Raw genomic sequence first — 20,590 nt, 5'->3', positions numbered from 1 at the left:
TTTACTCACCGGCATCTTTTTGTCAATCATTTTCAACGAAGAGCCAAACTTTCATCTCTCTGGAGATATGAGTAAAAGATTGGACGGCTGCCCTGATCCGGCGAATTGAGATTTTTTGTTCCAGCGATACAGGCAGGTAATCTGCCAGATGCAATCTGAACCCTGGCCACAATGACGAGCGAGCGCTCGTTAGATTTTCGATGTACTGAGTGAAGTTTTTTGCAGTGTTGTGGATGTTTCTTTAGTGGGCATGGGCCTTTGGCCTGCTCTGATGTACACCTCAAAACCTGAACTGCAAGGAGTCATTATGGGTATGGAAAATCTGTACAAAGAGGTTATGGACCTCAACCTGATGGAGGACAACGATCAAAAAGAGGCGGTTGCAAAGGATTTTTTTAAAAAATTCAATGCAATGGAACTCCCGGAAACTTTTAACTGGGCCGAAGAAATCTTTGAAGGGCTCCATGTCCAGGAACGCCCCGACCATCTGGCCCTGATCTGGGCAGATATTCATACCGGTGACAGTAAACAGTTCACGTATAAAGAGTTTGCTGAGCGAGGCAACCAGTGCCTGAACGGGCTTCATAAAGCCGGGGTCGACAAAGGCGATAATATGTACCTGATGGCACCCATCGTGCCGGAGACCTGGTTCGCCAGCTATGCTTGTGTCAAGGGCGGTGTTATAGCTGTTCCCACCGCCACTACCATGACTGTCCGTGAGCTGCAATTCAGATTTGAGACGTATAAGCCCGACTGTATACTGGCAGATGAAATTTACACCGACATCATGGATGAAGCGCTGAAACTGACCGGTGTAACGCCAAAAATCAAGCTGGTACTCGGTGAGAAAGACGGCTGGACAAATTTCAAACAGCTCAACGATGAACCCACAGAGGCAAAAGCCGCAGCCACAGCCTCCAACGACCTGTTGTTCTGTTTCTTCACCTCCGGCACCACCGGGCTTCCCAAGCGGGTTGGTCATACGGCGGCCTCCTACCCCATCGGCCATCTTTCCACCTCGGTGATGATCGGTATCCGCCCTGACGATGTGCATCACAACCTGAGCGCACCAGGCTGGGCTAAATGGGCATGGTCGAGCTTTTTCGCACCGCTCAATGTCGGCGCCACCGCCACCGGTTTTAACTTTGCCGCCCTGGATGGCGACAAGTACCTCGCCACCATCGCCAAACACAAGGTTTCCACTTTTTGCGCTCCACCAACGGCATGGCGACTGTTCATTAATCTCGATGTCTCTAAATTCGATTTTTCGGCGCTGCGTCAATCAATCGGTGCGGGCGAACCATTGAACCCGGAGGTGATCTCCAAGTGGAAGGGTCTTACCGGCACCGAGATTCGCGATTTCTACGGCCAGACAGAATCCACCGCTATGATCGGCAATCCTCCATGGATGACAGGTAAAATGCGTAGCGGATCGTTCGGCTATCCATCATTCATGTACGATGTCACCCTGGTCGATGAAGAAGGAAACGAGGTCACCAAAACCGATGAACCCGGCCATATCGTCGTTCGTCTCGACCGCTGGCGCTCGGTTGGCCTCTTTACCGAATATATCGGTAACCCCGAAAAGATGGCCTCGGTATTTATCGACAATTATTACTATACCGGTGATAGAGCTTCCATCGACGAAGACGGCTACTGGTGGTTTGTCGGTCGCAGCGATGACGTTATCAAGTCTTCCGATTTTCGTATCGGTCCATTCGAGGTTGAGAGTGCGCTTATCGAACACGATTCTGTCGCCGAGTCTGCCGTAGTAGGTGTTCCCGATCCCAAACGGCATCAGCTGGTCAAAGCATTCGTCATCCTGAAAGAGGGATATGAACCTTCCAGGGAACTGGCGCTTGAGCTCTTCCAGCACACCATTCAGATTCTTGCCAAGTTCAAGATTCCGAGAATCATCGAGTTCGTCCCTGAGCTGCCCAAGACCTTAAGCGGTAAGATCCGCCGTATCGAACTCAGGCAACAGGAAACTGATCGCCCCGATTCCGGCAAGGCTGGTGAACGTAAAGAATTCTTCTATTGGGATTTTCCAGAGCTGAGTTCTAAGAAAAACTGATCAGGCATAGACGTTCGATTTCTATGAAAAGGTTTTATTAAGACTGGCAGTTGCATCATTTGAGATCATTCTGCACCCGGCTGGCAGCACGCTTCGGCCCCTGTTACCACCGCCCACTGGAACAGCCGTACACGTCGACGACTCCTCCTCCGGGTGTGGGATGCATCTCTTTTACAGCTATTCCGACCGATAATACCATCGTCAGGCATATGGAGCGGGCTATATGAATTTTGAATTATCAGAAGAACAACGGTTGATTAAAGATATGGTTCGTGACTTCGCCGAAAACGAAGTCGCCCCAAGCGCCGCCGAGCGCGATGAAGAAGAGCGGTTCGACCGTGCTTTAATGTTTGACCGCCTTGCTGAACTCGGTCTTACCGGCATAATTTTCCCGGAAGAGTATGGCGGAGGCGGGGCCGATTATCTCAGTTATGCCCTAGCCGTTGAAGAACTCTCGAGAGTCTGTGCCTCCACCGGAGTCACCCTTTCGGCCCATATCTCACTCGGCTCAAATCCCATCTACCTGTTCGGCACCGAAGAGCAAAAACAGAAATTTCTGACTCCACTCGCCGAAGGAAGCAAGATGGGCGCTTTCGGACTTACCGAACCTTCTGCCGGATCGGATGCCGGAGGTACCAGAACCACAGCCAACCTCGAAGGCGACCAGTATATACTGAACGGCACCAAGGTCTTTATTACCAACGGTGGAGATGCGGAAACATATCTGGTGCTGGCTCGAACTGATAAAAATGCGCAAAAACATCATGGCATCAGCGCGTTCATCGTAGAAAAAGGCACTCCCGGTTTTACTTTCGGAAAAAAAGAAAAGAAAATGGGAATCCGCTCATCCCCTACCATGGAACTGGTTTTCGAAAATTGCGCGATCCCTGCCTCCAATCTCCTGGGAGAGGCCGGAGAAGGGTTCAAGATCGCCATGAAGACCCTGGACGGTGGACGTATCGGTATTGGTTCCCAGGCACTGGGCATCGCCCAGGGTGCTTTGGATCTTGCTGTCGATTACGCCAAAGAACGCAAACAGTTCGACACTCCAATTGCCAGGTTCCAGGGCGTGCAGTTCCAGCTGGCAGATATGGCCTGCCTGATTGAGGCCGCCCGGCTGCTGATATACAAGGCCGCCTATCGGGCAAGTAATAATCTGTCGTACAGCCAGGAAGCGGCAATGGCCAAACTCGTTGCCAGCGAGGCTGCCATGAAGGTGACCACCCAGGCTGTGCAGATATTTGGCGGATATGGTTATTCCCGTGAGTTCCCGGTGGAACGCATGATGAGGGACGCCAAGATCACCGAGATATACGAAGGAACCAGCGAAATCCAGAGGCTGGTTATCGGTACTCATCTTTGCCGCTGAGCTACCAGCCCGAATTTCTCTTGAGATACGCCTTTTGTCGAGACAGAAAAATGGAAAACCGGGCTGTAAGCGTTTAAGAGGTGCTGACTAAGACTGTTTGAGAGATCTGCGGACGGGGCGGTTAAATCAGGTTTTTCTTTTGTTCTTTCTTAATATTGTATAGTTTACCATCGTATTTCCTTTGCAAGATCAATAAGTAACCGAACAACGATAGGCAAAAACAACATATGAGAACGAAAGATAGCGATGCAAAAGAGGTAGTTACCCAGATCAAGAATCAGGAGCTGGTGAAAGAGAGGCGCCGTCAGATTGTCGACGCCGCTGTACCGCTCTTCATTGAACACGGCTACCACAAAACCACCACCCGATTGCTGGCGAAAGCCACCGGTCTCTCAATAGGTACCATGTATGACTATATCTCCACCAAGGAGGATGTGCTGTATCTGGTCTGCATGGCAATTTTTTCCGAAGTTGAACACGGCGTCAAAGAGGCGCTGGCCAGACCGTTGAGAGGAAAAGACGCTCTGGCAGAAGTTATTCGGGAATATTTTCTGGTCTGCGACAAAATGAGTGACCACGTGCTGCTGATGTATCAGGTCACCCAGTTCCTGTCGCCCAAATGGCAGAAAAAGGTGCTCGAAGCAGAGATAAACATCACCGACCTTTTTATCGAGGCAATGCACCAGATCAGAAGCACCGGCACCTTGCCGGAGCTCGACGACGACACCATCAACCTGATGGGCCATAACATCTCCATTCTTGGCCACTCATGGACTTTTAGAAGATGGTACTTTGCCAAACACTTCACCATTGAGAGCTACATCGCGCAGCAGACTGATTTTATCATGAACTTCCTGGACAGTAAGAAGGAGCATGTTTAGCCCCGGCGCCTTCTGCTGTATCCTCCTGGCTGCTACGCTTCGCGTGAAAGTGTCTGGAAATCGTCGTGCGCGATTTCACCTGAAACATGAGGAAACACCATGAACGCGAATGTAGAAATCTATTCTCCCAATCACGCTGTCAGGGTCATAACGGCCACTTCACTCTTTGACGGTCACGACGCCTCAACCAATATCATGCGGAGAATCCTGCAGGACTCCGGGGTTGAGGTCATCCACCTGGCTCATAACCGCTCCGTGCAGGAACTTGTAGACACCGCCATCGAAGAAGATGCCAATGGTATTGCCATGTCCAGCTATCAGGGCGGACACATGGAGGCGTTTAAATATATGATCGACCTCCTGAAAGAACGGGGGGCATCACATATCAAGGTGTTTGGCGGTGGTGGCGGAGTAATCGTCGCCGACGAAATCAAAGAGCTCGAAGAATATGGCGTCACCAGGATCTATTCCCCTGAAGATGGTGCGACCATGGGCCTGCAGGGCATGATCAATGACATGATCTCCCGTATGGACTTTGCCACCACCAGCCTCAAGGAGCTCAATCCCGATCAACTGAACTGTTCTGATAAAAGAGAAGTCGCCAGATTTATCACTGCGGCCCAGCAGGCGAGGACAGAGAGCAGCGGTAATCTGGCTGAACTGCTGGCCATGATCGAGCCGATGGCCGCCAAAAACACGCCGCCGGTGATTGGCATTACCGGTACCGGTGGAGCAGGAAAATCTTCTCTCACCGATGAGTTACTGCTCAGATTCTTAAACGATATACCAGATATCAATATTGCCATTATCTGCTGTGATCCGTCCCGGCGGAAAACCGGCGGTGCCCTGCTCGGTGACAGGATTCGCATGAATTCCATCTCCGGCTCTTCACGGGTCTATATGCGCAGCCTGGCTACCCGCGATTCTGCCAACGAAGTCTCCGCGTCACTCCCCGATGCGATAAAGGTCGCCAAAGCCGCAGGCTTTGACCTGATTATCGCCGAGACAGCCGGCATCGGCCAGGGTGATTCAAAAATTACTGACCTCTCTGATCTCTCGGTGTATGTGATGACCAGCGAGTATGGCGCCCCCTCGCAGCTCGAAAAAATCGACATGCTGGATTACGCCGATATTATCGTCATCAATAAATTTGAGAAAAAAGGCAGCGACGACGCCATTCGAGACGTACGCAAACAGGTGAAACGCAATCGCAAGGCCTGGGAAACAGACACTGAGGATTTTCCGGTGTACGGTACCATCGCCTCGAAATTCAATGATGATGGGGTAACGGCACTTTATCATGGCATCATCGAAGGGTTGGCAGCCAAAACCAGCCTGCAGCTCACTCCAGGCTTACCAAAGCCGGACAAGAAGACCCCGAGTTCAAAAACCATAGTAATCCCTGCCAACCGCATCCGTTACCTCGCGGAAATTGCCGATACCGTTCGCGGCTATCATCAGTATACTGAAACCCAGTCCCTGGCTGTTCGTAACGCCTGGCACCTCAACCAATCAATCAGTATGCTTGAAGATGCAGGTACCTGCGTACCAGAGGCATTGAACGCATTGCAGGAACAAGAAGAAGCGCTGCGGCTCCATGTTGCCAAGGAGACCGAAGAGGCTCTGGAAACCTGGGAAGACCGCCGTAAAGCGTATTCCGGTGATGAGCTGGTTTATGTAATCCGCGGCAAGGAGATCAGGGTGCCACTCTACACCACGTCTCTCTCCCATTCAAAAATCCCTAAGATCGCCCTGCCCTGGTTCAGTGATCCGGGCGATACTTACCGCTGGCTGAGAAAAGAGAATCTGCCCGGTTTCTTCCCTTTTACCGGAGGAGTCTTCCCGCTCAAACGTACCGAAGAAGACCCGACCAGGATGTTTGCCGGTGAAGGAGGTCCCGGTGAAACCAACAAGCGATTCAAACTGCTCTCCGCCAACTATGAAGCCAAGCGTCTCTCCACCGCCTTCGACTCGGTGACCCTGTATGGCTGGGACCCGCACAGCAGACCCGATATCTATGGCAAGATCGGTACCTCAGGCGTTTCAATCTGTACCCTTGATGACGTCAAGCTGCTTTATGACGGTTTCGAGCTCTGCTCACCGACCACTTCGGTCTCCATGACCATAAACGGACCCGCACCGATTATCCTGGCCATGTTCATGAACACAGCCATGGACCAGCAGCTTGACAGATACCAGCAGGAGAATGGCAGAAAACCTGATGCCGAGACCGAAGCGCAGATCAGAAAGGATGTACTTGCCAATGTCCGTGGTACTGTTCAGGCAGACATTTTAAAAGAGGACCAGGGCCAGAACACCTGCATTTTTTCCATAGAGTTTGCCCTGAAGATGATGGGTGACATTCAGGAGTTCTTTATCGAAAACAGGGTCCGCAATTTCTACTCAGTCTCCGTCTCGGGCTACCATATCGCCGAAGCCGGAGCCAATCCCATCACCCAGTTGGCGCTGACACTCTCCAACGGTTTTACCTATGTAGAGTACTATCTGGCCAGAGGTATGGACATCGACAGCATCGCCCCCAACCTGTCATTCTTTTTTTCCAACGGCATGGACCCGGAATACACGGTTATCGGCAGGGTGGCCCGTCGAATCTGGGCGGTAACCATGCGCGAAAAATATGGTGCTTCCGAGCGATCGCAAAAACTGAAGTATCACATCCAGACGTCAGGCCGTTCCCTGCACTGCCAGGAGATCCAGTTCAACGATATCCGCACCTCCCTGCAGGCACTCTGTGCGATCTATGACAACTGCAACAGCCTGCACACCAACGCCTACGATGAGGCGATCACCACCCCAAGTCAGGAATCTGTTCGCAGAGCCCTGGCGATCCAGTTGATCATCAACCGCGAATGGGGCCTTGCCAAAAATGAGAACCCGCTGCAAGGCAGTTTTGTGGTCGATGAGTTGACCGATCTGGTGGAAGAAGCGGTTCTCAGCGAGTTTGAACGCATCAGTGATCGGGGCGGCGTGCTTGGTGCCATGGAGACCGGCTACCAACGGAGCAAAATCCAGGAAGAGTCTCTGTATTATGAGCATCTCAAGCATTCAGGCGAGTATCCGATTATCGGCGTGAATGCCTTCAGGAACCCAGATGCCAACTTCGATGAAGAAAACGCCACACTGGAACTTTCCCGCGCATCGGATGATATCAAACAGGACCAGTTGCGCCGGCTGGCGGACTTCCATGAAAGAAATTCCACGCAAAGCCAGGAACAGCTGGAAAAATTAAAAGCGGTCGCGTTAGGCGGCGGTAACATCTTTGAACAGCTCATCGAAACTGTTCGTTACTGCAGCCTCGGCCAAATTACCACTGCTCTCTACGAAGCAGGAGGGCAATACAGAAGAAACATGTAACCCTGGAACCTTCAGGGTGTCATTTACAAATGCCGGTTTGTCTTTTTACAAACCGGCATTTGTTATCTGCCCCCCCATAACATCCCCCCGTTGCAGGAATAATCGCACTATATTCGGCCTGACCTCAGCATCCATTGGCCTTGCAACCAATGGATGCGGGCTGATTGCCACCCTGATAAATATTGCCACATATGTTGCACAGATTTACTATGTAATCAGCATGAGGTTTTATACGCTCAAATAGCGCTTTGCAATACAATACGTTTATCGATTCCAAACAGCACAACCTGGCAAATACTGCCTGGACAATAGACAAAGTTATTTTGCAACATTCTAATATGATTGACTTATCCGTAACACTTTCACAACATTAGGGGCAAGAAATTGTTATAGAACAGCAAACAGACTAAGGGACTGGGACAGAATATACCGGGTTTGCCTGAGGCCGCCATACCCATGCACGACGTTCCGGGCAATTTGGCTTTATTGCTTGATAACACGTTTTTTACATCACAGTTGACAATCACCTAACGTCATCAATCACCATCTCATTATCCCAGCTCCATATTCTGTCTGAGAACTGCAGCACTATGCAGCAGTAGTCCTTAAAGATCCGGCCTTAAAAACTGTTGAAGCTTTTGACACCAGTGTCAGCATGTTTCAAATCTCACCGCTGTAAGGCACTGCCCCACCCACAAAGGGAAGACCAAAATGGCAAACAAACCTCTCGACAGAAACGATAAATTTTCGGCTTTGCGCAAAAGAGCAGAAAGATGGTTACGCAAACAACCCGGTCAGACCCTACCCTCATCCGTCACCAGTGAAATGCAGAAACTGGTACATGAACTTTCTACGTATCAGGCAGAACTTGAAATCCAAAATGAGGATTTACTCCAAGCACAGAGTGAATTAGAGCGAGCCAATCAAATCTGTTGCGATCTTTACGATTTCGCTCCCGTCGGCTACCTAACCATAGACAATAATGGCTTGATAACACAAATAAACATTGCTGCAGCAGAAATGTTTGGCAGAGACAGGCTCCGACTCCTCAACAAGTCTTTTTCTTCCTTCATTGTCCGTGACGATCTTCCAGTATATTACCGTTTTCGTAAGGATATTATTCAGACCCACCTCAAACAGAATTGCGAACTCCAAATCCTCAGCGACGAAAAAAGTACGATTCATGTTTTATTGTCCGGCACCGAGTTCAACCACTCCGATGATGACAGGCAATTCAGAATAACCCTGACCGACATTTCTGCCCGTAAGGCCCTTGAACATGTCCTCACCCGGAAAAACAGGGAATTGGAACACGCCATCGATTCAATGCATGACATGATCACTATCCATGATAGGGAAATGAACATTATCCGGGCCAGCAAATCAATGTGCGACACTTTCAATTTAGAGATTGAAGACCTGCAGGGCAAACACTGTTATGAGATATTTTGCGGATCATCAGAGGTCTGCCCCTCGTGCCCGTCAATTAAAGCAATAGACAAACAGAAAACATTCACTTCTGTGATCAAAAATCACCAAACAGGCAAGTCATTCCACGTAACCTGCTCGCCACTTATTAATAACGGCGACGATCGTAACCTGGCAGTTCACATAGTCCGGGATATTACCCAACAGCTCAAGCTGGATGAAGAATATCTCCAACACCAGAAGATGGAAGCCATAGGCACATTGGCTGGAGGAATTGCTCATGATTTCAACAATATTCTCACTTCGGTTCTTGGTTTCTCTGAAATTGCACAGCGCAAGATACCAGAAGGAAATGAAGCGAAAGAAGATTTAGACCACGTCATTCTTGCTGCGAAGCATGCCAAAACACTCGTTCAACAGATACTTACCTTCAGTAAAAAGAAGCAGGAAAAGAGAGAACCCATACAGATAGCACCTGTTATACATGAAGTCTTGCAGCTTATTCGCGCATCACTGCCTTCTACTATCCGGGTAATTGAAAAGATTGACGATGACTGCGGCCATATCCTGGCAACTCAGATGGGTCTTTATCAGATCACTATGGACCTCTGTAGCAACGCAGTTCACGCCATGACCAGCGCCCACGGTCAGCTCTCGGTTAACTTGCAGAGAGTTGCACATTCCCCATGTGAAAATGGCACGGCGGATAGTGCCCCAAAGAATTATGTACTCCTTACGATCACCGACACCGGCATTGGCATTGAAGAGAAAATAGTAAGCCGCATCTACGAACCCTACTTCACAACCAGGTCCACAGACAAAGGAAATGGCATGGGATTGGCAATGGTTTACGGACTGGTAAACGATTTTGGAGGATATATAGAATTTGAAAGCAGCCCGGGAGAAGGGACTGGTTTCCATGTCTATTTTCCTATAATCGGCAAGGAAACTGATATAAAGATACGAGACACTGCTGGTCCCTCTCCAAGGGGTGATGAGCATATTTTAGCAGTGGATGATGACAAGGTTATAGCTCGACTTTATCAGGCCTTTTTAGGCAAACTTGGCTACCAGGTCACCATCTTTTCAGATAGCGAACTGGCTCTTGAATATTTTCGTGCAAATCCTGATAAATTTGACCTCATCATCACAGACCAGACCATGCCCCACATTACCGGTATGGAATTATTAGAGTATATTCTGCAGATCAGAAGAGACATCCCGGTGATACTTTGTACAGGATACAGCTCTTTTATTTCCGAAAAGCAGGTTAAAGAAATCGGCTTCAAGAGTCTGATCCCAAAACCCATCAGCCAGCGCCAGCTTGCCAATACAGTTCGCACCCTCCTTGATGCAACACCGACGCAAACGATATGACAATCTTTACCCTTCGGGCGAGTTGAGACGGCCAGCCATCCCGCCTCGCTTTTGAGCTTTAGCTACTTGTTATCATAAACCTCACGTCTCCCTGGCGATCAGGCCGTCTCAACGCGAGACATATGCGGGTTGGGGGTGGTTAGTAGCCGGGACTTTTCCAGTGGTTCAATATGAAAATTGTGAACTGCGTGCAAAGACAAGGTTGCAGAGCCATCAATTGGTTAGATTGTATTTGACTATTTTTCGATAAATTGTTCTACGACTCATATTGAGCATCCTTGAAGCTTTGGCCTTGTTACCACCAGTTTCTTTCAATGCTCTTTTCAACCTTTCCAGTTCGTTGTCCTGAATCGGTATCTGGCTCAAACCCTCATCATCCATGCCGCTCTCTCTTTGTATTTCCATCGGCAGGTCAGATGTTGCTATCATGCCCGTTTTGCAAAAAATGTACGCGTGCTCCAGGCAGTGCTTCAGTTCACGTATATTTCCAGGCCAGGAATACTTCTGAAAAAAGTTCTGTGCATTCTCTGTCATGCCTCTGATTTTTTTGTTATATTGACAATTGAGCTGTTGAATAAAATAACGTGTCAACAGAGGTAGGTCATCCTTACGCTCTCTCAGGGGCGGAAGGGAAATTTGAACGACTTTCAGCCTGTAATAAAGATCTTCGCGAAACTCTCCCCTGGCAACCTTTAAAGCAAGATCAGAGTTGGTCGCGGCAATGATCCGTACCTCCACTTTTTCTGTCGTTGAACTCCCGACACGTTCAAAGCACATTGTCTCGATAACCCGCAATAATTGCAGCTGCGTCTTCGGCGTAATATCACCTATCTCGTCTAAAAATATCGTGCCGCCATCCGCAAAATGAAATCGCCCATCCCGTTGAGTGGTCGCCCCGGTAAAGGCGCCTTTGACATGACCAAATAGTTCACTCTCGAGAATATTATCCGACAATGCGCCACAATTCACCTTTATGAGCGGCCCGTCCGACAATTTCCCGAAGCTGTGTAACGCATCAACCGTCAGCTCCTTGCCCGTGCCACTTTCCCCAGTGATTAACACCGTTGTCCGCAACTCACCAAGAGTCCTTATGAGTTTTTTAACTAATATCATTTGGGAATTTTCACCTATCAGCTTGGCAAGCTCAGGCTCATCCACGGACAGGTTCTCCTTCTGGTGCAGTTTGGTCTCATCCCGCATAACCATTACATAACCGGAAAACCCATTGCTGTTGTCAAACAATGGCGAGACACTCAAGTTGACTATCTGATCGTGTTTATGTGTACGTTGGCATTCAATATAGCAATGTTGCTTTGCCTCATTCCCGGTAAACACATCTTGCAGGATTCCCAGACATCCTCGCCCACAATCAACAGCCTGCTCGCTGATAGGTCTGCCAACCGCATCACTCAAACCACAGAGCACCATAGCGGCCTCGTTGAGGTGCACGATCCTCATAGACGTATCGACAGTGACAATACCATCCCTGACACTTCTGAAAATTGTTTCAAGATTTGATCTATAGTATTCGTTCTCACCAGATAGATGTTTCTGGCGCAGGGCAAGCCTGGAGGCTTTGAGAAGTTCATTGAGACGAACCGGTTTGAGAATGAAGTCGATGACTCCCAGCTGAAGCGAGTTTAGAGCCTTATCGATATCCGGACTACCGGTCACAACAATTACCTGCGTATCAGGATATGATTCGCGTACTTTCTTGAGGAAATCGAAACCGAGGCTGCCAGCGATAGCAATTTCTACGAATATTATGTCGTACTCCGTACGCGACAAAAAGATTTCCGCCTCTTCGTAACTGGTAGTCAGGGTAACCTCAAACCCCTCTCCCAGGAGGAAGTAGTTGAGAGAAAAACGGGATGTTTCCTCATCATCTATGATAAGCGTTTTCTGGGTGGGCCTCCTGCAACAGGAGAGACTCTTCTGATCCATTTTTTTTGCGTTATATCATAGGCGATTACTGGAAAACAAACAAAACGGCTTGGGCTACAAACAATCACAACCGATGTTACATTCCCACAAACAATCTTATTAAATTGTATCCTGATTAGCAGCAAATGTGAAAAGCGTTCTCCCAGTAAATCGAGTTTTGGCACAACTTTTCAGCAAAGTCGAATATCTCAGTAAATGCTTGACTCCTAAAATCATCGTGCCCATGAATTCCTTTGGATGAAAATTTTTAAAAAAAAGGGTATACGCTATGTTCCCTTTATTAACATGTTATGTTTTGCTCCAGTAATCCGCAGAGTTCACTGCGATAACCTGGCAATCTTAAAGCAGTAGCGCGAGACTGATGAAGAGTAACTCTGATAAATCCAATTTTCTATTGGAACTCCAGGGAATGACCAAAAGCTTCCCGGGAGTGTTGGCCAACGATTGTGTCGATCTGTGTCTTCAATCCGGCGAGGTGCATGCCCTCCTTGGCGAAAACGGCGCAGGCAAGTCGACCCTGGTGAAGATGATCTATGGCATCCTCAAACCAGACAGCGGCACCATCTATTACAAGGGCACACCTGTTGAAATAGACTCACCGGCCAAGGCGCGTGAGCTTGGCATTGCCATGGTATTTCAGCACTTTTCCCTGTTTGACTCCCTCTCCGTCGTTGAAAACATCTCTTTAGGCATGGATGAAGAGGTTGACCGTGAGACACTCGCCAATGAAATCATAGAGGTTTCTGATCGTTACGGCCTTCCCCTCGATCCCCATCGCCATGTCTATACACTCTCAGTTGGCGAGCGCCAACGGATCGAGATTGTTCGTTGCCTCCTGCAGAAGCCGCAACTGCTGGTAATGGATGAGCCAACCTCGGTGCTTACGCCTCAGGAGGTGCAAAAGCTCTTTGTCACCTTGAAGCGTCTTGCCGGCGAAGGTCTTGCCATCCTTTACATCAGTCACAAACTTGACGAGATAAAAGAAATCTGCCAGAAAGCCACCATTCTGAGAACGGGCAAACATATTGCCACTGTGGACGTTGAAAAAGAATCCACCTCTTCTCTGGCCACCATGATGATGGGCGAAGAATTCACCTCCAGCCAGGCAGAACGCACAACTGACTTTGGTGAAATTCGCCTTCAGGTGAAAGGCTTGAATCTGGCCGCAGCCGAATCAACCGGTGTCTCTCTCACTGATATAGATCTTGACGTCCGGGCAGGTGAGATTGTCGGCATTGCCGGTGTGGCCGGTAATGGCCAGGACGAGTTGCTCAAGGCACTCAACGGCGAGGAGAGCTGTAAAAATAACGAATGCATCATTATTGACGGAAAACACTCCGGCAGGCTTGATCCCAACGCCAGGCGACGTGCAGGTCTGGCCAGCGTCCCTGAGAAGCGTCTCGGCCATGGTGCGGTGCCGGACATGAGCCTGGTTGACAATGCGTTTATGACAGGCTTTCAGCGGATGAAACTGCTCATGCGGGGCCTGATCAATTACGGCAGGACTAAAAAATTCGCCAACCGGGTTATTGACGATTTCAGCGTCAAAACCCCCGGCTCAAATGTTCAGGCCGAGAGTCTCTCCGGCGGCAACCTGCAAAAGTTCATAATTGGCCGTGAGCTGACCCAGAACCCTGACATTCTCATTATCTCCCAACCGACCTGGGGTGTTGATGCCGGTGCTGCCCAGACCATCCGCGACGCTCTGCGCGAGCTTGCCAACAAGGGAGCGGCAATGCTCATAATATCCCAGGATCTTGATGAATTGATGGATATCTCAGACAGAATCGGCGCTATCTGCGGCGGCCGACTGTCCAGATTTTACCCTACAGACGAAATGACCGTCGAAAAGGTCGGGCTCCTGATGGCAGGTGTCTCGCTTGACAAAGGAGAGAACAATGCTGCCTAGCCTGGTCAAACGTCAGCAGATTTCAAAATCGATGGTTTACCTTTCACCGGTGCTTGCCTTTGTGCTTTCACTGCTGGCTGGTGTGATACTTTTTATTATTATGGGTGTTTCTCCACTCGCTGCCCTGCATTCCTATTTTGTCGAGCCGCTCTCATCCAGTTATAATCTGGCCGAGCTTGCGGTGAAAGCAACCCCTCTTGTTCTCATCGGCGTGGCGCTATCTTTGGGTTTTAAAGCAGGAGTGTGGAATATCGGCGCCGAGGGCCAGCTGACAATGGGCGGCCTCTGCGGTGGTGTGGTCGCCCTGTACTTTTATGATCAGCAAGGGTTTTATATCCTGCCGCTGATGCTCGCTGCAGGTATGGCCGGTGGTATGGCCTGGGCCGGAATCGTGGCCTTTTTACGGGTACGCTTTAACGCCAACGAAATCCTCACCAGCCTGATGCTCAGTTACGTGGCTGGTCTGTTCCTGAACCTGATGGTACATGGTCCGCTCAAGGACCCGGATGGATTTAACTTTCCTGAATCAAGACTGTTTGGTGATTCCGCCATGCTGCCTATCCTCATCGAGGGAACACGACTGCATGTTGGCGCGCTGATGGCATTAATAGCTGTCGGCCTGGGTTGGGTCATAATCTCCAGAACTCTGCTCGGTTACCAGATCAAGGTTGCCGGTTCAGCACCTGCGGCCAGCGCCCATGCCGGGTTCAGCGGTGCCCGAATTATCTGGATAACCCTCCTGATCGGAGGTGCCATGGCCGGACTCGCTGGTGTCATAGAGGTTTCCGGCCCTATCGGTCAATTATTGCCGTCCATTTCTCCCGGTTATGGCTTTACCGCCATCATTGTCGCCTATGTGGGCAGACTGCATCCGGTTGGAGCGCTTTTTGCGGGTATCTTGCTGGCGCTCACCTATCTGGGTGGCGAAATGGCGCAAATCCAACTCAACCTGCCGGTGGCTGTTACAGGCGTCTTTCAAGGCTTGCTGCTGTTTTTCCTGCTGGCCTGTGACGTACTCATTCACTATCGCGTTCAATTCGGTAAGCCTGCTCTGGCTCGGGAGAAGAGATAATGGAAGCATACATTCCCATGCTGCTCACTATCATTACAGCAGCAACACCACTATTATTTGCCGCAATCGGCGAGATGGTTACAGAAAAATCCGGGGTACTGAACCTTGGTGTCGAGGGGATGATGGTCATGGGTGCCATCATCGGCTTTCTCACCGTTCATGTCACCGGCAGTGCCACCTTCGCTATCCTGGCTGCCATCATGGCCGGTATGGTAATGGCCACCCTGTTTGGCGTTTTGATCCTCTATTTTCACGCAAGCCAGGTGCCAACCGGCCTTGCATTAACCATTTTTGGTGTCGGCCTGAGTGCTCTGGTTGGCCAGTCAATGATCGGTGTGGCGTACCAGGGTATTCCCGATGTCTCGATCCCATTTCTCTCCGATATCCCGCTCCTTGGCGATCTGCTGTTTAACCATGACATAATGGTCTATCTCAGTGTGCTGATGGTCGGCCTAGTTCATCTCTTTTTAACACGGACCAGAGCCGGTCTCATTCTGCGTGCGGTGGGCGACTCCCACGATGCCGCTCATGCCATGGGCTATTCGGTTATTCGGATCAGATTCCTGGCTACTCTTTTCGGTGGCGCCATGGCCGGCCTGGGTGGAGCATATCTCTCCCTCGCCTACTCGCCGCTCTGGGTTGAGCAGATGACCGCAGGCAGAGGCTGGATCGCCCTGGCACTGGTGGTATTTGCCAGCTGGCGTCCATGGCGTGTGCTGTTTGGCGCATACCTCTTCGGCGGTATCTCCATCCTGCAGCTCCACGCCCAGGCGTACGGCATTGCGGTGCCGGCCCAGGTGATGTCGATGCTGCCGTACTTGGCAACCATCGTCGTGCTGGTAATAATCTCCAGGGATCTTTCCAAGATACGCATCAATGCCCCGGCAAGCCTCGGCCGCTCATTTCATCCGAGCAAATAAATCATTTTCCTTTCGCTCCATCGACGTTGTTACGCCATCGTCGATGGAGCGCTTTTCTTTTCTCTTCTCACCTGCCATCGAAAGCTGACAGGTGAGAAGACCGTTGCCGAGTCTTCACCCTTCGCGGCATCTCCAGTCTATGATTCCCCGCGTAATACCGTTATCATTGAGTCATGCTCGTTTCAAGCGTGACAAAAACTGTAACTTTATTATATTTCAAATGTTTGTATTCAGATTGTGTATGCTTTGTAAACAGGATGGCGGGTTGAAGCGAATAGAGTTGATGCTTCCAGTTCGTGAGAGGTTGTTTACAATTTAAAATTTCACCAGTTGATTTCACAAGAGGAGAGCGAGATGTTGAAAAGAGCAGCAGTAGCATTAATGCTTGCCGCAGGGCTGGCATTTGCTGGCAGCGCGGCAGCTAAAGAGACTAAGGTTGGTTTTGTGTACGTAGGCCCGATCGGTGACCACGGTTGGAGCTACCAGCATAACCAGGGACGTCTTGCGGTTGAAAAAGAACTCGGCGTGAAGACCTCTTACGTTGAGAGCGTCTCCGAAGGTGCGGATGCTGAGCGCGTTATCCGCCAGCTGGCTAGCTCCGGTCACGACCTGATCTTCACCACCTCGTTCGGTTACATGAACCCGACCGTTAAAGTGGCAAAGCAGTTCCCCAATGTGAAGTTCGAGCACTCCACCGGTTACAAACGTGCGGATAACGTCACCACCTACTCCGCCCGCTTCTACGAGGGACGCGCCATCATCGGTGCAATGGCCGGCAAAATGACCAAATCCAACGTAGTTGGCTACATCGGCTCATTTCCTATCCCCGAGGTTATCCGCGGTATCGATGCCTTTACCATCGCTCTTCGCAAGGTAAATCCTGAAGCGACAGTGAAAGTTGTCTGGGTAAACTCCTGGTTCGATCCGGGCAAAGAGAGTGACGCGGCCAAGACTCTTATCGATCAGGGCTGTGACATTATCTCCCAGCACACCGACTCCCCTGCCCCACTGCAGGTTGCTGAGCAGCGTGGCGTATACGGTTTCGGTCAGGCTTCCGACATGATCAAGTTCGCACCGAAAGCCCAGCTCACCGCCATCGTCGACAACTGGGACCCATACTACATCGAGAGAACCAAGGCGGTTATGGACGGCACCTGGAAGTCTGAGGACACCTGGGACGGCCTGAGCACCGGTATGGTAAAAATGGCTCCTTTCGGAGATGCGGTTCCTGAAGATGTTCGCAAGATGGCTGAAGAGATCAAGCAGTCCATCATCGACGGCTCCTTCCACCCGTTCCAGGGACCAATCAAGAATCAGAAAGGCGAGATCGTTGTCAAAGAGGGCGAGGTGCTCTCCGACAAGGAACTTCTCGGCCTGAGCTGGTATGTTGAGGGTGTTGAAGGCTCCATCCCCAAGTAATACAGCAAAGCTGATTTACCTCAGACGGCACATTGGATAAACTTCCAATGTGCCGTTTATATTTCCCTCACTCCTCACTCCTCACTCCTCACAATGAGACTAATACAACTCTTTAACTGTATGCCTGAAGTTGATTTTCTTCGGCATCCCTTTCACCCGTTTTTTGCGCTTGCCAAGGTCGGGCGCCTCAAATTCCAGATGCTCGTAAGGAATCATACTGAGTAGGTGAGTTATGCAGTTCAACCTGGCTTTTTTCTTGTCATCTGCCCGCACCCTGTACCAGGGAGCATGTTCACTATCCGTCTCCTGGATCATTCGATTATAGGCTGCGGTATAGTCCCACCACCTCTGATATGACTCCACATCCATCGGCGAGAGTTTCCATTGCCGTCTGGGATCGGTCAACCGCTTCCTGAACCGTCTCTCCTGTTCCTCCATGGTGACATCGAAAAAATATTTAATGAGCACGATACCGACAGTTGTGAGATACTTTTCAAATTGAGGAGTGTTCGCCAGAAAATTTTCATATTCCCACTCGCTGCAAAAGCCCATCACCTTTTCCACCCCGGCACGGTTATACCACGAGCGGTCAAAGAGAATCACTTCCCCCGCCGCCGGCATGTGCTTGATGTAGCGTTGCATATACAACTGTGTTTTTTCACGTTCATTGGGAGCAGGCAAGGCAATCACCCTGAAAATCCGGGGACTGACCCGCTCCGTTATTCTTTTTATGACTCCCCCCTTGCCTGCAGCGTCCCTCCCCTCAAAGACCACAACCACCCTGAGGCCCTGCTCTTTTACATAACGCTGCAACAGACACAGCTCAACCTGAAGCTTCTCCAGTGCCTTTTCATATTCCTCGGTGGAGAGTTTATCCCTGGCCATGAAATCCTCCCTTTATAGTTTGAGAACCACGTATCATGCTGAAACATCTTCCTGATACTCACCACCTCCCTATCAATGTGATTAGGTAGCCCCTATTCTCTATCAATATATCAGGGAATCATCTCTTTTATGCCTCTGGCTCACTTTTATTATCAGCCTTTCAGGCCTATTCCCACTTTCACCTTGCCCGTTATAAGAGAAAAGAACGTACTCTGGGCTTGATAAAGATTCTGATTTCACTGAAAATCAATATGAATATTTTGACATCAGGCTGATTATTCGAACGAAATTTGACAGCTCATTGAAAAACAAAAAAAGTTACTTTTCATATACTCCGGTTCGAGAGCCGGTAGGAATCAGAAAGCTACGACAGCATGGAGAAAATGGTGCACGAGCGTTTAGCAAAAGCAGAACCACGACACATTACAGCCGAATCAAATACCAACTCCTGCTCCCTCAAAATATTTTCTGAAGGTAATCGAAAATGTTTTGAGGGGTCGAAGTACTGTCTTCGTATAATTATTATTAACGAACCAGGAGGTTGATATGGATAACATAAGGCGAAAAATAGACAGTTCTCTTCGAAAGCACCCTGATTACAGGCGGCTGGAAAATTTATCAGGCGATGTCTGGGAGAGAGTGCGCTCGGCCAGGAAAGAGGACAAGACCGGTTTTGTGATACCACTAGGTTTTAAAGTCGCCACCCTCGGTCTGAGTCTGCTCGCCTTTGTCGCCTTATCGCAGGTGTTGCTTCAAGCCAACCAGTATCAGTCTGATATCTTTGACCTGAGGTATTTTTCATATCAGTCCGCCCCCTCACTCAATCTTGCGTCAGTTCAGACCTGGGAGTTTACACCATGAAATGGAAATTTTTGGTTTCCCTGGCTGTTTTTTTCTTTTGCGGTATTTCAATCGGCCTGTGGGTTGGCCAGAAAACCGCTCTCGATAACGCCCTGAAAGTTGCATGCAGACCGGCTGAACCTCAGGAGCTGGACTCATTCTATACAAATGTACTGAAAGTCTCTGATGAGCAGAAAACCGAGCTCACTGAAATACAGCAAAGGTATCAAAACAAAAGAAACCAATTCACCAACAGGATGCACCAGGCGAATTTGCAACTCGCGGACGTGATCGAACATGAGGGGTACGAAAGCGATAAAATACAACCTCTGGTCTCTGAAATACATGCTGCCATGGGAGAGCTACAAACACTTTCCCTGACGCACCTCGCTACGATTGAAAAGGTACTCGACCAGAATCAGGCTGCACTTCTCAAAAACAATGCAGTAATGAGACTCCGCCAGAATTAATGTTGAACGGTCAAGCAGATAACGACGCAATCCTGGTTCAAAGACTCGTAGCAGGCGAAAATATTGCCCTTGATATCATCATGAAACGGTATCAGGAGCCACTCTTTTTTTTCGTGCTTCGTTATGTTCACGATGAAGATGTTGCCTACGATCTGGTGCAGGAAACATTCTTTCGTGTTTACACCAGGGCGGACAAATATAACCCGGAATACAAATTTTCAACATGGCTGTATCAGATAGCCCTCAATCTCTGCCGCGACTTTGGGCGAAAACAGACGCTTCGAAAATTTTTTTCTTTGTCTGACCAAAGCGATGGAACAAAGGCCAAAACCGAAATGGTGCATGATGCCCGGATTGAGGAGAGTTATGACACTGAAGTTGAGATTGACAAACTGCATGAGGAGATAGCCAGACTACCTCACAAACTGAAAGCGGCTCTTATCCTCTACACCCTTGAGGAAAAAAGTCAGGCAACATGCGGCGAGATTCTTGGCATAAGTCAGAAAGCTGTTGAAACAAGAGTTTACCGTGCCCGCAAAATTCTCGAACAAAAAATGGCAGGACGTTGAAGGAAGAAACGACTTACCATGTATCATTAAAAGCATAAGGTTATTTTGATTCTCTTAA

Annotated in this window: 14 protein-coding genes; 12 read left to right on the top strand and 2 right to left on the bottom strand. The window is 49.5% G+C overall.

The window, feature by feature from the left end; translation table 11 throughout:
* Window positions 1-307 precede the first annotated feature (307 nt).
* The 5 genes from ACN5NT_RS17375 (at window position 308) to ACN5NT_RS17355 (ending at window position 10,504) form a co-directional block, all read left to right on the top strand.
* On the top strand, window positions 308-2,074 hold the full coding sequence (locus ACN5NT_RS17375) for an acyl-CoA synthetase (protein WP_419176275.1): 1,767 nt from the start codon (window positions 308-310) through the stop codon (window positions 2,072-2,074).
* Between the two features lie 223 nt (window positions 2,075-2,297).
* Window positions 2,298-3,443 carry an acyl-CoA dehydrogenase gene (locus ACN5NT_RS17370; RefSeq protein ID WP_419176274.1) on the top strand — a complete coding sequence of 382 codons (1,146 nt, stop codon included), beginning with the start codon at window positions 2,298-2,300 and terminating at the stop codon, window positions 3,441-3,443.
* A gap of 227 nt (window positions 3,444-3,670) precedes the next feature.
* Window positions 3,671-4,324, top strand: coding sequence for a TetR/AcrR family transcriptional regulator (locus ACN5NT_RS17365; RefSeq protein ID WP_419176273.1), 654 nt, complete (start codon window positions 3,671-3,673; stop codon window positions 4,322-4,324).
* Between the two features lie 99 nt (window positions 4,325-4,423).
* Window positions 4,424-7,699 carry a fused isobutyryl-CoA mutase/GTPase IcmF gene (gene icmF / locus ACN5NT_RS17360; protein WP_419176272.1) on the top strand — a complete coding sequence of 1,092 codons (3,276 nt, stop codon included), beginning with the start codon at window positions 4,424-4,426 and terminating at the stop codon, window positions 7,697-7,699.
* Between the two features lie 711 nt (window positions 7,700-8,410).
* Complete coding sequence (locus ACN5NT_RS17355) at window positions 8,411-10,504, top strand: PAS domain-containing hybrid sensor histidine kinase/response regulator (RefSeq protein ID WP_419176271.1); 2,094 nt, start codon at window positions 8,411-8,413, stop codon at window positions 10,502-10,504.
* A 213-nt stretch (window positions 10,505-10,717) separates the two neighbouring features.
* Here ACN5NT_RS17355 and ACN5NT_RS17350 read toward each other — a convergent pair whose 3' ends face one another.
* Window positions 10,718-12,448: a sigma 54-interacting transcriptional regulator gene (locus ACN5NT_RS17350; protein ID WP_419176270.1), complete on the bottom strand. Its 1,731-nt coding sequence runs from the start codon at window positions 12,446-12,448 to the stop codon at window positions 10,718-10,720.
* A gap of 361 nt (window positions 12,449-12,809) precedes the next feature.
* Here ACN5NT_RS17350 and ACN5NT_RS17345 point away from each other — a divergent pair, with 361 nt between their 5' ends.
* The 4 genes from ACN5NT_RS17345 to ACN5NT_RS17330 all read left to right on the top strand — a co-directional run bounded on the left by ACN5NT_RS17345 (window position 12,810) and on the right by ACN5NT_RS17330 (window position 17,768).
* Window positions 12,810-14,357 carry an ABC transporter ATP-binding protein gene (locus tag ACN5NT_RS17345; protein WP_419176269.1) on the top strand — a complete coding sequence of 516 codons (1,548 nt, stop codon included), beginning with the start codon at window positions 12,810-12,812 and terminating at the stop codon, window positions 14,355-14,357.
* On the top strand, window positions 14,347-15,429 hold the full coding sequence (locus ACN5NT_RS17340; RefSeq protein ID WP_217907601.1) for an ABC transporter permease: 1,083 nt from the start codon (window positions 14,347-14,349) through the stop codon (window positions 15,427-15,429). The genes ACN5NT_RS17345 and ACN5NT_RS17340 overlap by 11 nt, the downstream gene beginning before the upstream one ends.
* The gene (locus ACN5NT_RS17335; protein ID WP_419176268.1) at window positions 15,429-16,349 is read left to right on the top strand and encodes an ABC transporter permease; all 921 of its coding nucleotides are present in this window, start codon (window positions 15,429-15,431) and stop codon (window positions 16,347-16,349) included. The genes ACN5NT_RS17340 and ACN5NT_RS17335 overlap by 1 nt, the downstream gene beginning before the upstream one ends.
* 354 nt (window positions 16,350-16,703) lie before the next feature.
* On the top strand, window positions 16,704-17,768 hold the full coding sequence (locus tag ACN5NT_RS17330; RefSeq protein WP_419176267.1) for a BMP family ABC transporter substrate-binding protein: 1,065 nt from the start codon (window positions 16,704-16,706) through the stop codon (window positions 17,766-17,768).
* Window positions 17,769-17,867: 99 nt separating this feature from the next.
* Here ACN5NT_RS17330 and ppk2 read toward each other — a convergent pair whose 3' ends face one another.
* On the bottom strand, window positions 17,868-18,653 hold the full coding sequence (ppk2, locus tag ACN5NT_RS17325; protein ID WP_136798343.1) for a polyphosphate kinase 2: 786 nt from the start codon (window positions 18,651-18,653) through the stop codon (window positions 17,868-17,870).
* A 546-nt stretch (window positions 18,654-19,199) separates the two neighbouring features.
* Here ppk2 and ACN5NT_RS17320 point away from each other — a divergent pair.
* Genes ACN5NT_RS17320 through ACN5NT_RS17310 form a run of 3 tightly spaced genes read left to right on the top strand, consistent with a single transcriptional unit; the run spans window position 19,200 to window position 20,532 of the window.
* Window positions 19,200-19,514: a hypothetical protein gene (locus ACN5NT_RS17320; RefSeq protein ID WP_419176266.1), complete on the top strand. Its 315-nt coding sequence runs from the start codon at window positions 19,200-19,202 to the stop codon at window positions 19,512-19,514.
* Window positions 19,511-19,963 (top strand): hypothetical protein, encoded by a 453-nt coding sequence (locus tag ACN5NT_RS17315; RefSeq protein ID WP_419176265.1) that lies wholly within the window; start codon window positions 19,511-19,513, stop codon window positions 19,961-19,963. The genes ACN5NT_RS17320 and ACN5NT_RS17315 overlap by 4 nt, the downstream gene beginning before the upstream one ends.
* A complete protein-coding gene (locus tag ACN5NT_RS17310) occupies window positions 19,963-20,532 on the top strand; it encodes an RNA polymerase sigma factor (RefSeq protein WP_419176264.1) in 570 nt (189 codons plus the stop codon). The genes ACN5NT_RS17315 and ACN5NT_RS17310 overlap by 1 nt, the downstream gene beginning before the upstream one ends.
* Window positions 20,533-20,590: the final 58 nt, after the last annotated feature.

Origin of the sequence: Desulfosediminicola sp. (assembly GCF_048381775.1) — a bacterium.
In the GTDB taxonomy this organism is placed as follows: domain Bacteria; phylum Desulfobacterota; class Desulfobulbia; order Desulfobulbales; family Desulfocapsaceae; genus Desulfopila; species Desulfopila ganghwensis.
This window is presented reverse-complemented; position numbering and strand designations above follow the sequence as displayed.

Bases quoted from the DNA above. Each gene is read 5' to 3' on its own strand.
- ACN5NT_RS17375 (WP_419176275.1), top strand. From the start codon at position 308: ATGGGTATGGAAAATCTGTACAAAGAGGTTATGGACCTCAACCTGATG.
- ACN5NT_RS17370 (WP_419176274.1), top strand. From the start codon at position 2,298: ATGAATTTTGAATTATCAGAAGAACAACGGTTGATTAAAGATATGGTT.
- ACN5NT_RS17365 (WP_419176273.1), top strand. From the start codon at position 3,671: ATGAGAACGAAAGATAGCGATGCAAAAGAGGTAGTTACCCAGATCAAG.
- icmF (WP_419176272.1), top strand. From the start codon at position 4,424: ATGAACGCGAATGTAGAAATCTATTCTCCCAATCACGCTGTCAGGGTC.
- ACN5NT_RS17355 (WP_419176271.1), top strand. From the start codon at position 8,411: ATGGCAAACAAACCTCTCGACAGAAACGATAAATTTTCGGCTTTGCGC.
- ACN5NT_RS17350 (WP_419176270.1), bottom strand. From the start codon at position 12,448: ATGGATCAGAAGAGTCTCTCCTGTTGCAGGAGGCCCACCCAGAAAACG.
- ACN5NT_RS17345 (WP_419176269.1), top strand. From the start codon at position 12,810: ATGAAGAGTAACTCTGATAAATCCAATTTTCTATTGGAACTCCAGGGA.
- ACN5NT_RS17340 (WP_217907601.1), top strand. From the start codon at position 14,347: ATGCTGCCTAGCCTGGTCAAACGTCAGCAGATTTCAAAATCGATGGTT.
- ACN5NT_RS17335 (WP_419176268.1), top strand. From the start codon at position 15,429: ATGGAAGCATACATTCCCATGCTGCTCACTATCATTACAGCAGCAACA.
- ACN5NT_RS17330 (WP_419176267.1), top strand. From the start codon at position 16,704: ATGTTGAAAAGAGCAGCAGTAGCATTAATGCTTGCCGCAGGGCTGGCA.
- ppk2 (WP_136798343.1), bottom strand. From the start codon at position 18,653: ATGGCCAGGGATAAACTCTCCACCGAGGAATATGAAAAGGCACTGGAG.
- ACN5NT_RS17320 (WP_419176266.1), top strand. From the start codon at position 19,200: ATGGATAACATAAGGCGAAAAATAGACAGTTCTCTTCGAAAGCACCCT.
- ACN5NT_RS17315 (WP_419176265.1), top strand. From the start codon at position 19,511: ATGAAATGGAAATTTTTGGTTTCCCTGGCTGTTTTTTTCTTTTGCGGT.
- ACN5NT_RS17310 (WP_419176264.1), top strand. From the start codon at position 19,963: ATGTTGAACGGTCAAGCAGATAACGACGCAATCCTGGTTCAAAGACTC.